The sequence below is a fragment of the Acinetobacter sp. AOR01_HL genome (genome assembly GCF_027855455.1).
Taxonomy (GTDB): domain Bacteria; phylum Pseudomonadota; class Gammaproteobacteria; order Pseudomonadales; family Moraxellaceae; genus Acinetobacter; species Acinetobacter baumannii.
In genome coordinates this window covers 26693-38905 of sequence record NZ_JAKTIM010000024.1, presented here as the reverse complement: position 1 = coordinate 38905, position 12213 = coordinate 26693, and the positions used below count along the sequence as shown (strand labels likewise).

Here is a 12213-nt window from a genome sequence, read left to right as displayed (position 1 = left end):
TAGAGATTAGCTGCTGGTGCTAAGCGTCAATGAGCTGCTTACATCGAACTTTTCTCTGTAAGACCCCATTGTGTTTCTCTAAATTTAAAAAAACTATGTGGTATGGATGACCAAAAGGAAACCATCATGCAAACATTTTCTCCTCAAGCAGTGATCGAACGCTTACAAAATATTGTAGGGCGTTCTTATGTTTTGACCGATGATCAAAGTACGCGTCAGTACCGTCAAGGTCGTCGTTTTGGTGAGGGGAAAGTGCTTGCAGTGGTTGTACCAGGGACTTTGCTAGAGCAATGGCAAGTGTTGCAGGCTGCAATTGAGGCGGACTGTATTGTGATTATGCAGGCAGCAAATACAGGACTCACCGGTGGTTCAACTCCGTATGGCGATGACTATGATCGTCCTGTTTTGGTTATGAGTACCCGCCGTTTAAAGGGTATTCAAGTCATCCATGACGGCAAGCAAGTCATTTGTTTACCGGGTGCGACCTTAGATAATTTAGAGCAAATTTTAAAAGGCTATAATCGTGAACCTCATTCGGTGATTGGTTCATCTTGTATTGGTGCTTCGGTACTTGGTGGTGTGTGTAATAACTCTGGTGGTGCACTGGTACGCCGTGGTCCTGCGTATACGGAACTGGCGTTATATGCTCAGGTCAATGCTGCTGGTCAGTTAGAACTGGTGAACCATTTAGGGGTGAATTTAGGCTCGACACCCGAAGAAATTTTGACGCGTTTAGAGAAGCAACAATACCAAGCTATAGATATTTTAGATGACAGTGAAAAACAGGCGTCTGACCATCGTTATGCCCACGATGTGACTCAAGTCGATGAAGATACGCCTGCTCGTTTTAATGCAGACCCGTCACGATTGTTTGAAGCATCAGGTTCGGCAGGTAAAGTCTGTGTGTTTGCTGTACGCCTTGATACCTATGAAAAAGTAGAGAGCAGTGTTTTTTATATTGGTAGTAATGATGCCGATGATTTAACGGCTATTCGTCGCTACTTACTGACCTCACTGCCAAGCTTGCCAATTGCGGGCGAATATATTCACCGTGATGCTTATTTGATTGGTGAAAAGTACGGAAAAGACACCTTCTTATTTATTGAAAAGTTTGGTACAGCCAATGTTCCAAAAGCCTTTGCGATGAAAGACAAAGTCGATGGCTTTTTAGAAAAATTTAAAATTAAAGGTTTAACAGACCAGATTTTACAGGCGATTACCTTCTTTTTACCGAGTCATTTGCCTAAGCGTATGACCGAATATCGAGATCGTTATGAGCACCATTTGGTTTTACGTGTCGAAAATAATTCAAAAGCTCAGACCGAGCAGTTTTTAAAAGAATATTTTGCAGTGCATCAGTCAGGCAACTATTTCGTATGTAGCGAAGAAGAGGGGCGAAAGGCGTTCTTACACCGTTTTGCGATTGCAGGGGCGGCAATTCGTTATCGTGATACGCACCGTAGTGAAGTTGAAGATATTGTAGCGCTTGATATTGCGCTACGTCGTAATGACCGCGAATGGGTAGAGCAACTACCAGCCGAGATGGAAAAGAAAATCATCCATAAACTCTATTATGGGCATTTCTTTTGTCATGTGTTCCATCAAGACTATATTCTTAAAAAGGGCAATGACCCTTTAGAAATGGAACATCAAATGTGGAAATTACTTGATGCGCGTCGTGCTGAATATCCCGCAGAGCATAATGTTGGGCACCTTTACATTGCCAAACCTGCATTAGCCAATTTCTATCAAAAGCTCGACCCAACCAATAGCTTTAATGTGGGTATTGGCCATACCTCAAAACTGAAATATTGGGGTAAGGCTAAATCTTAATATCGAGACATAAAAAAGGCGCCGAAGCGCCTTTTTTAATAGATGATTTATGCTGCTTCTACTGATTTAGCAAGCACTTCAGCCATCGCTTTAGCAACAGTGTAAACATTGTTCATGTTTAACCCTGCTACACAAATACGACCACTACGTACTAAGTAGATTGCATATTCTTCACGTAAGATATCAACTTGCTCAGCAGTTAAACCTGTGTAGCTGAACATACCTTTTTGGTTTACAAGGTAGCTAAAGTCACGGTCTGGTAATGCTTTAGTAAGTTCATCTTTCAAGATGCTACGCATTTTGATAATACGCTCACGCATCTCTTTTACTTCACCTTGCCATTGTTGGTTAAGTTCAGCGTCATTTAACACTTCATCAACTAACCAAGCACCTGTTGTAGGAGGGCTAGAGTAAATACGGCGTACAGTCGCTTTTAACTGACCGAATGTGCACTGAGCAGCTTCTGCATCGTCACATACGAAAGTTAAGCCGCCAACACGTTCGCCATATAAAGAGAAGATTTTAGAGAACGAGTTGCTCACAATGAAGTTTAGACCCGCTTGGTCTAAAGCACGGATTGCATACGCATCTTCTTCCATACCGTCACCAAAACCTTGGTAAGCGATGTCTAGGAATGGAATAAGGTTACGGTCTTTTAATACTGCAATTACTTGGTCCCATTGCGCTGGGTTTAAATCAGCACCCGTTGGGTTATGGCAGCATGGGTGCAACAACACAATGCTTTGCTCAGGCAAAGTTTTAAGTGTAGAAAGCATACCGTCAAAATCTACACCACGCGTTTCTGCATCGAAATATGGGTAGAAATGAGTCTTAATGCCAGCGCCATTGAAAATCGCAACGTGGTTGTCCCAAGTTGGTTGGCTTACCCAAACGTCAGAATTTGGGAAATAAGTTTTTAAGAAATCTGCACCAACTTTCAATGCACCTGAACCACCAAGCGTTTGGATGGTTACAGCACGGCCAGCTTTAACTGCTGGGCTGTTTGCACCAAATAAAAGTGCTTGAATGGCTTCACGGTAAGGTTTGAAGCCTTCCATTGGCAAATAAAGTTTGGTTTTACCGTTCTTAGGCTCAATACGCTTTTGCGCCTCGATAATGGTCTCTAACTGAGGAACAATGCTGTCTTCGTTATAATAAAGACCAATACTCAAGTTTACTTTTTCAGAACGAGTATCAGCATTGAACTGTTCCATTAAAGAGAGAATTGGATCGCCTGCGTATGGGGGGATATGTTGAAACATCAAAAAAGTCCTTTCATTCAACAATATGCATAGTGCTGGGTTTTTTCTGTCTCGAAAAATACGCTACAACTATGTCGATGCTCAATAATGTATCAATAAAGCTACCGTGAAGCACCTGATAATTTCACTAATATCGATATTTTCTGGATGAAAATGATAAAAAGATTTAAAAGAAATTACGGTAAATAGAAACTAATTTCTAACTCATGCTTTCATTCAAGCAGATTGTCTACAATCTTGCTGTAATACATTGGTTGTAGACTAAAGTTTGAAACAAAAGATTAGAGGCCGAAAAGCAACTAAAAAAGTGCCATAAATCTATAGGTAAATTAATATTAAGTAACTGTTTTATATATATTAATTGACAAGTGGTTTAATGGTTTAAATATAAGGTGAGGTAACAGGCCGAACGATAAAAATTGACCTGATGCGTTCTGTCAAGTGTCAACAATCACCTTGATTTTTTTCATTCATACCGCTATAAAACTCATAATTGATTAAAAATTGTCGACAATATGCAAGATTTGACCTTCGCACCAGAGCCACTACAAAGTCAGGGAAGAACACTGACCGAGCATGTATTTAAGCAAATACAGACGGCGATTGTTTTGGGTCAAATTCCGGCAGGTAGCAAGATTTCCGAGCCTGAACTGGCGCGCACTTACGGCATTAGCCGTGGGCCATTGCGTGAAGCGATTCATCGCCTTGAAGGGCAACGTTTAGTTGAGCGTACTGCACATGTGGGCGCGCGCGTGGTTTCGCTCTCACTGCAACAGTTTAAAGAGCTTTACCAGATTCGTGCGTCATTAGAAGGTTTAGCTTGCAAACTTGCGGCACAGCATATTGATAAAAAGCAAATTCTGGCGCTACGTGATGTCTTGCGTATGCATGCTGAAGATGAAAACTTTAAAGCAGGTAAGGGATATTACTTGCAAGAAGGGCAGGACGATTTTCACTACTGCATTATCAAAAGTAGTGGCAATAAAACCCTAGAAAAAATGCTATGTGATGAGCTTTATCATCTCATCCGTATGTACCGAATTCAGTTTTCAAACACACCCGATCGACCAAGCAAAGCTTGGGACGAACATATCCGTATTTTAGATGCAATTGCAGAAGGCGATGGTGAACTTGCCGAGCTGCTCATGCATCGACATATCAATGCTTCTTACAAAATTATTGAGCAAACACTGCTACAAGCACAAGGAGAACATAACAATGGCTAAACAATCCGCAGGTCAGCTATTTCGCGATGCCGTAGCCCAAGAAAAGCCATTACAAGTGGTTGGAACCATCAATGCCAATCATGCACTTTTGGCAAAACGTGCAGGTTATAAAGCGATTTACTTATCAGGTGGTGGTGTAGCAGCTGGTTCTTTAGGCTTACCTGATTTAGGAATCAGTAACCTTGATGATGTGTTGACTGACGTACGCCGTATTACTGATGTATGTGATCTTCCATTATTGGTCGATGCTGACACAGGTTTTGGTGCTTCTGCATTTAACATTGCACGTACTACGAAATCACTTATCAAGTTTGGTGCTGCGGCAATGCACATTGAAGACCAAGTGGGTGCAAAACGTTGTGGTCACCGTCCGAACAAAGCCATTGTGACTCAAGAAGAAATGGTTGACCGTATTAAAGCTGCGGTTGATGCGCGTGGTGATGACAGCTTCGTGATTATGGCGCGTACTGATGCGTTAGCGGTTGAAGGCTTACAAGCTGCCATTGACCGTGCGGGTGCCTACATTGAGGCAGGTGCAGACATGTTGTTCCCTGAAGCAATTACCGAGCTTGATATGTACAAGCAATTTGCTCAGAAGACAGGCGTACCAATTTTGGCAAACATTACCGAGTTTGGCTCTACACCACTGTTTACCACTGAAGAGTTGGCATCTGCTGATGTAAGCCTTGCGCTTTATCCGCTTTCTGCTTTCCGTGCCATGAACAAGGCAGCCGAAACTGTGTATGAAACCTTGCGTAAAGAAGGCACGCAAAAGAACGTGGTTGATATTATGCAAACGCGTAAAGAGTTATATGAACGCATTAACTACTACGCGTTTGAAGACTACTTAGACAACGCATTTGCTAAAAAGAAATAAGCTCTCTTTTAAAAGAAGGGGAAGCGATGGTCTTGGCTATCGTGAGGGCGGCATGGATGCCGCTACGTTGGACTGCGATATAGGGATATATCGTCAGACCAACAAGGATTTTTGCTTACTTTTCATCCGTGAAAAGTAAGGCGAACGGCAGGTTAATCCAAAAATTGGATGAGAACTCGGCAAGACGCTGTCGCGTTTTCACCCAAGTAAAAATTGAACAAACAACAAATTCTGGTTGATATAAAGGATGATTCTATGAGCTCAAATGAAACAACAACAGGCTTCAAACCAAAAAAATCAGTTGCACTTAGCGGACAAGTTGCAGGCAACACAGCACTTTGTACCGTAGGACGTAGTGGTAACGACTTGCACTATCGTGGCTATGACATTCTTGACCTTGCGGCAGGTAGCGAGTTTGAAGAAGTTGCTCACTTGCTCGTACATGGCAAATTACCAAACAAAGCTGAACTCAAAGCATATAAAGCAAAATTAAAAGCACTTCGTGGTTTACCGGCAGCACTTAAAACTGCACTTGAGCAATTACCACCATCTGCACACCCAATGGATGTGATGCGTACTGGTGTTTCAGTTCTAGGTTGTTTAACTCCAGAACATGAAGACCACAACGAAGCTGGCGCAAAAGACATTGCTGACAAATTAATGGCAAGCTTAGGTTCAATGCTGCTTTATTGGTATCACTTCAGCAACAACGGTCGTCGCATTGAAGTTGAAACAGATGACGACTCAATTGCAGCGCATTTCTTGCACTTACTTCATGGCGAAAAACCATGTGAAGAGTGGATTCAAGCGATGCATACATCACTTATTTTGTATGCTGAGCATGAGTTCAACGCATCTACATTTACGTCACGCGTGGTTGCAGGTACAGGTTCTGACATGTACTCGGCAATTACAGGCGGTATTGGTGCACTTCGCGGACCTAAGCACGGTGGTGCAAACGAAGTTGCATTCGTGATTCAACAACGTTACGACAATCCAGACGAAGCAGAAGCTGACATCCGTAAACGTGTTGAAAATAAAGAAGTCGTAATCGGATTTGGTCACCCTGTATATACAGTTTCTGACCCACGTAACGAAGTGATCAAGAAAGTGGCGCATGACTTAGCACAAGCGCAAGAGAACACCAAAATGTACCTCATCGCTGAGCGTTTAGAAGCAGTGATGAAAGAAGTGAAAAACATGTTCCCGAACCTCGATTGGTTCAGTGCAGTAAGCTATCACTTAATGGGTGTTCCAACTGCAATGTTCACACCGTTATTCGTAATTGCACGTACAGCAGGTTGGTCAGCACACGTGATTGAACAACGCCAAGACGGCAAAATCATTCGTCCAAGCGCGAACTACACAGGCCCTGAAAACCTCGAATTTAAACCATTGGCGGAGCGTGGTTAATGAACACAAAATACCGTAAACCGCTGGCAGGTACCCAGCTTGAATACTACGACGTGCGTCAAGCCGTTGAAGATATTCAGCCAGGCGCATATGAAAAACTGCCTTACACCTCTAAAGTACTCGCTGAGCAATTGGTACGCCGTGCCGATGCCGAGAACTTAACTGCTTATTTAACGCAGTTGATTGAACGCCGTCAGGACTTGGACTTTCCTTGGTATCCTGCACGCGTGGTGTGTCATGACATCTTGGGACAAACTGCATTGGTTGACCTTGCAGGTTTGCGTGATGCGATTGCTGAGAAGGGCGGCGACCCATCTAAGGTTAACCCAGTTGTACCAACACAGCTCATTGTTGACCACTCTTTAGCAGTGGAATATGGTGGTGCTGACCCAGACGCTTTTGCAAAAAACCGTGCTGTTGAAGACCGCCGTAACGAAGACCGTTTCCACTTTATTGAGTGGACCAAAACTGCATTTAAAAATGTCGATGTGATCCCTGCGGGGAACGGTATTATGCACCAGATTAACCTAGAGAAAATGTCTCCGGTGATTCAGGCACGTGATGGCGTAGCATTCCCAGACACATGTGTCGGTACAGACTCACATACACCACATACAGACGCTTTGGGCGTAATTTCTGTGGGTGTTGGCGGTTTAGAAGCTGAAAACGTAATGTTGGGCCGTGCATCTTGGATGCGTCTGCCAGACATTATTGGTGTTGAGTTGGTTGGTCAACGTCAGGCAGGCATTACTGCAACAGATATCGTGTTGGCTCTAACTGAATTCTTGCGTAAAGAGCGTGTGGTTGGTGCTTACCTTGAGTTCTTTGGTGAAGGCGCTGACAGCATGTCTGTGGGTGACCGTGCAACCATTTCGAACATGACACCAGAATATGGCGCTACGGCTGCGATGTTCTATATCGACCAAAACACAATCGACTACTTACGCCTAACAGGCCGTGAAGATGCTCAAGTGGCATTGGTTGAACAGTACGCAAAAGAAATTGGCCTTTGGGCATCTGAAATGACCAAAGCAGAGTACCCACGTGTACTACGTTTTGATCTATCGACAGTCACACGTAACATTGCTGGTCCATCAAATCCACATGCACGTGTTTCAACTGCGGACTTAAAAGAAAAAGGTATTGCGGGTGTTGTTGAAAACCGTTCTGATGGCTTAATGCCAGATGGCGCAATCATTATTGCTGCAATTACTTCATGTACCAACACCTCTAACCCACGTAACACCGTGGCGGCAGGTTTGTTGGCACGTAAAGCGAATGAACTTGGTTTGGTTCGTAAACCTTGGGTGAAATCATCATTTGCACCGGGTTCAAAAGCGGCTGCACTTTACCTTGAAGAAGCAGGTGTTCTAAAAGACTTAGAGAAACTTGGTTTTGGTATTGTGGCTTACGCTTGTACAACGTGTAACGGTATGTCTGGTGCGTTAGATCCTGCTATCCAGCAAGAAATTATTGACCGTGACTTGTACGCAACCGCAGTACTCTCTGGTAACCGTAACTTCGATGGCCGTATCCATCCATATGCAAAACAAGCATTCTTGGCATCTCCACCGCTTGTTGTGGCATATGCAATTGCAGGTACGATTCGTTTTGATATCGAAAAAGATGCGTTAGGTTATGACAAAGAAGGTAACCCGATTTACCTCAAAGACATCTGGCCATCTGACGCTGAAATTGATGCGTTAGTTAAGCAAGCCGTGAAGCCTGAACAGTTCCGTAAAGTCTACATTCCAATGTTTGACTTGGGCGAAGTTGAACAAGCGAAGAGCCCACTTTACGACTGGCGTCCGCAAAGTACTTACATCCGCCGTCCACCATATTGGGAAGGGGCGTTGGCTGCACCACGTACTTTGGCGAATATGCGTCCGCTTGCGATTTTGGGTGACAACATCACGACCGACCACTTGTCGCCTTCAAACGCGATTCTGATGGACTCGGCTGCGGGTGAATACCTTCACAAAATGGGCGTACCAGAAGAAGACTTCAACTCATACGCAACGCACCGCGGTGACCATTTGACTGCACAACGTGCAACATTTGCAAACCCGAAACTGTATAACGAAATGGTTCGCCGTTCAGACGGTACCATTAAGCAAGGTTCAAAAGCGCGTGTAGAGCCAGAAGGCGAAGTGATGCGCATGTGGGAAGCAATTGAAACCTACATGAACCGTAAGCAACCGTTAATTATTATTGCTGGTGCTGACTACGGTCAGGGTTCAAGCCGTGACTGGGCTGCAAAAGGTGTGCGCCTTGCAGGTGTTGAAGCGATTGTGGCAGAAGGTTTTGAGCGTATTCACCGTACTAACTTGGTGGGTATGGGCGTGTTACCACTTGAGTTTAAACCGGGTGTAAACCGCAAAACTTTGAAGCTAGATGGTACAGAGCTTTATAGCGTGATTGGTAATATTGCGCCGCGTTCGACTTTAACTTTAGTGATTGAACGTGCCACAGCGGATGGTAAAGAAGAGATTCTTGAAGTACCTGTGACTTGCCGTTTAGATACAGAAGAAGAAGTTTCTGTATATGAAGCGGGCGGTGTATTACAGCGTTTTGCACAAGACTTTTTAGAAGGTCAGGTGGCTTAACATTTAGTCTGTAATTGATTGAAATTTATTCTAAAAAGCCTTATCTTGATGATGGGGTTTTTTATGGGAACTAGTAAACCTTAAAAGGCATAAATAATTAGAAGTGGGTATATTGAGGGATGAACATGACAGAAAAAGATAATAATTTAAATGCAAGTTTTTTAGATCATAGAGTTGCAACTTATAAGGCTATTGCAGGTTTGATACCAGGATTTGGTTCGATCCTTTCAGAGGTTGTAGGAGCTATTATTCCTGATCAACGAATGGATAGATTAGTAAAATATATAAAAATATTGGATACAAAGGTTCAGAAAATTAATTCTGATTTATTAGAAATTGCTAAACAGAATGAATTGGCTATAGATCTGATTGAAGAGGGATTTGTTCAGGCATCGAGATCACTCTCTAACGAAAGAAGAGAATATATTGCAAACGTAGTAGCAAATGGTATATCAGATGAAGAAAAAAATTATGCAGATAGTAAGTATATTTTAAAATTATTAGGTGAGCTTAACGATCAAGAAGTGATTTGGCTGCGCTTTTTTTTACATCCCACCTTTGATGGTGATGAAGAATTTCGTCAACAACATCAAAATGTTATAGAACCAATAGCAACTTATATAGGTGCAGATGAAAATATATTAGAGAAAAAGGATATTCAGGAGAGCTATAAATCACATTTAGAGAGATTAGGACTTATTCGATCAAATTATCGAATTGATAAGAATACTGGTTTACCGAAATTTAATCATCAGGGAGTACCTGAGGTTTCTTATAGATTTGTCACACCACTTGGTAAAATGATGCTAAAGAAAATTGGTCTTATAGATTCAGCGAATACATAAGTTATTACATAAAAAAAAGCCCGACATCCTGTCGGGCTTTTTCGTATTTGGTTGCTAGATATGACTCCTGTCGTATCTCACGATCCTGATGCATGAACCTATTATTGTTGTTTTATGTTCCGGAACATCCTGTTCCTGTATGAGTTCATATTAGAAAAAAAGCAGAGGGTAGCCAATCCGCTAAATCCCTAAATCTGTGTAAGATAAATCGTACAAATAACATTTTTTGCATTTATGCCATCATCATCGGGCGAAATGGACAATTGACATTCACTCTAACTGGGTTATATTCCTGTTTAATATATATACGATTATAGGAATGTAATCATGGTAACAGCTGGCGAAAAACCTGGAACAGGCTTCTATTTCTGTGCTCAGTGCGGACATAGAGTGTTTTTAGAAATTAATACCGACCCTTTACCACCTTGCACAAAATGCTACTGCACGCAATTTAAACGTTAAGAATGAAATAATATTTGCGTTTGCATTTAACAAAAAGCCCTGTCACCAGATGGGGCTTTTTGTTAATTTAAAAATAAGACTTACATAACAAGACCCGTGATGGGCATAAAGAAGGAAACCGTTATGGAAACGATATTGGGTTTATGTATTGGTGTGGGCCTGAGCGCTGCCTGCGGTTTTCGCGTGTTTGTACCGCTATTGGTTATGAGCATTGCCACCATGATGGGCTGGTTTGAGCCATCAAAAGGCTTTGAGTGGTTAGCTCTGCCATCGGTGTGTTTGGCTTTAGGTGTGGCAACGGTGTGTGAAGTCGCAGCTTACTATATCCCGTGGGTCGATAATGCCTTAGACACAGTCGCAACCCCTGCGGCGATGATCGCGGGTACGTTAGCGACAATGGCGGTCAGTAGTGGAGAAATGTCTCAGTTTGCCAGTTGGGCAGCAGCCATTATTGTTGGTGGTGGTACGGCAGGTGTGGTGCAAATGAGTACCGTTGCTGCACGTGGTGTTTCAACTGCAACCACGGGTGGCTTGGGTAATTTTATCGTTGCAACAGGGGAGTGGATTGGAGCAATCTTACTTTCAGTTTCAGCTATGTTGGTGCCTGCGCTTGTTGCAATAGTGGTACTGATTGCGGTTATTTGGGTGGTGCGTTGGATTCGCCTTAAAAAGCAAGAACAGGCACATACCCCGCTATAGGTGAGTGTAAATATCATTTTTAAATGACCATAAAAAAAGCCCGACATCCTGTCGGGCTTTCTTGTATTTGGTGATTAGATATGACTCCTGTCGTATCTCACGCTCCTGGTGCTTGAACGTATTATTGTTGTTTTATGTTCCGGAACATCCTGTTCCTGTATGAGTTCTGGTGTAAGTACCAGAACTGCTCCGCAACTGTTTCTGGGTGTACCGTGTAGGTTTTATCTTTGGCTTCAGGTCTGCCATCTACGAAACCATTTACAATCACTTGGCTCACATAAACATTTGAGTCAGCAAGACTATGGGCAAGCAAGTTGGTGGTTTTGTATTGAGCGGCAGCAGTAGTTGCTAACGATGAATACTCTTTGGCAACCAAGTCGATGCCCACTGCATCGAAAGCAAAAATTCCGTTTGTCGATAAAATGCTACCGTGGTTTTTCTCTAAATCACCTAGACAAGCCTGTACCGTCGCAATATAGCTCGACACGCGAATATGAAAACTTTTGGTAAGTTCTAGTGGAGGGGTTTCTAAAATATTGCCTTCAATATCATGGAAAGCATTCCAATGAATATTTTTAATCTCTCCTAATTGATCTTTAATACGTTTAATAAGATTTGGTATATCTTCAAGAACAGCTAAATCACATGCAAAAGCGTAAGCTTCAATACCTTGTGCCTTAAGTTCTAGAATAGCCTTTTCAAGTTTTTGGGCGTTTCGTGCCACTAACCCGATTTTATAGCCTTCTTTACCAAACTTATGTGCTACGGCTTTGGAAATACCTGTTCCATAACCAAAAATTATAATATTGTTGTTCATTATAAAGTTCCAAAAAACCAATCATTTGGTTAGAAATAATTTATAATATGTTTTTATAATGTATTCAAGCGCAAAAGTTATCTCTAAGAATAGTACGCAAAGAATAAAAATACTTAAAAGCGGGATTAAGAAGTCGGCTTTACATGATTTATTCGGCTAAACATAGACTGATG

General features: G+C 42.5%; 10 protein-coding genes and 1 pseudogene. 8 read left to right on the top strand and 3 right to left on the bottom strand.

The genetic code is table 11. The features are described from left to right. The first annotated feature begins 126 nt into the window (after window positions 1-126). A complete protein-coding gene (gene dld, locus MKL62_RS08085) occupies window positions 127-1833 on the top strand; it encodes a D-lactate dehydrogenase (RefSeq protein ID WP_030423786.1) in 1707 nt (568 codons plus the stop codon). 47 nt (window positions 1834-1880) lie between these two features. On the opposite strand, the gene MKL62_RS08080 is transcribed toward dld, so the two are convergent. Together MKL62_RS08080 and MKL62_RS08075 are read right to left on the bottom strand one after the other, a co-directional pair. Further along, window positions 1881-3095, bottom strand: coding sequence for an amino acid aminotransferase (locus MKL62_RS08080; RefSeq protein ID WP_000486246.1), 1215 nt, complete (start codon window positions 3093-3095; stop codon window positions 1881-1883). Between the two features lie 335 nt (window positions 3096-3430). Continuing rightward, window positions 3431-3565 (bottom strand): annotated as a pseudogene (locus MKL62_RS08075) (hypothetical protein). A gap of 45 nt (window positions 3566-3610) precedes the next feature. Between MKL62_RS08075 and MKL62_RS08070 the strand changes: the two are divergent. From MKL62_RS08070 to MKL62_RS08040, 7 genes are all read left to right on the top strand, one after another. After that, window positions 3611-4321, top strand: coding sequence for a GntR family transcriptional regulator (locus MKL62_RS08070; RefSeq protein ID WP_001153625.1), 711 nt, complete (start codon window positions 3611-3613; stop codon window positions 4319-4321). Continuing rightward, the gene (gene prpB / locus MKL62_RS08065) at window positions 4314-5198 is read left to right on the top strand and encodes a methylisocitrate lyase (RefSeq protein ID WP_001118924.1); all 885 of its coding nucleotides are present in this window, start codon (window positions 4314-4316) and stop codon (window positions 5196-5198) included. Before MKL62_RS08070 ends, prpB begins: the two co-directional genes overlap by 8 nt. A 255-nt stretch (window positions 5199-5453) precedes the next feature. Beyond that, entirely contained in the window at window positions 5454-6611 is a 1158-nt protein-coding gene (gene prpC / locus MKL62_RS08060; RefSeq protein WP_000097515.1) for a bifunctional 2-methylcitrate synthase/citrate synthase, read from the top strand. Continuing rightward, a complete protein-coding gene (gene acnD, locus MKL62_RS08055; protein ID WP_001093589.1) occupies window positions 6611-9217 on the top strand; it encodes a Fe/S-dependent 2-methylisocitrate dehydratase AcnD in 2607 nt (868 codons plus the stop codon). Before prpC ends, acnD begins: the two co-directional genes overlap by 1 nt. A gap of 125 nt (window positions 9218-9342) precedes the next feature. Continuing rightward, window positions 9343-10062 carry a hypothetical protein gene (locus tag MKL62_RS08050; RefSeq protein WP_002123357.1) on the top strand — a complete coding sequence of 240 codons (720 nt, stop codon included), beginning with the start codon at window positions 9343-9345 and terminating at the stop codon, window positions 10060-10062. 327 nt (window positions 10063-10389) lie between these two features. Further along, window positions 10390-10524, top strand: coding sequence for a zinc ribbon-containing protein (locus tag MKL62_RS08045; protein WP_001983336.1), 135 nt, complete (start codon window positions 10390-10392; stop codon window positions 10522-10524). A 123-nt stretch (window positions 10525-10647) separates the two neighbouring features. Continuing rightward, window positions 10648-11223, top strand: coding sequence for a DUF4126 domain-containing protein (locus MKL62_RS08040; protein WP_000447801.1), 576 nt, complete (start codon window positions 10648-10650; stop codon window positions 11221-11223). A 121-nt stretch (window positions 11224-11344) separates the two neighbouring features. On the opposite strand, the gene MKL62_RS08035 is transcribed toward MKL62_RS08040, so the two are convergent. Further along, entirely contained in the window at window positions 11345-12040 is a 696-nt protein-coding gene (locus tag MKL62_RS08035) for an SDR family NAD(P)-dependent oxidoreductase (RefSeq protein WP_004836383.1), read from the bottom strand. Window positions 12041-12213 lie beyond the last annotated feature (173 nt).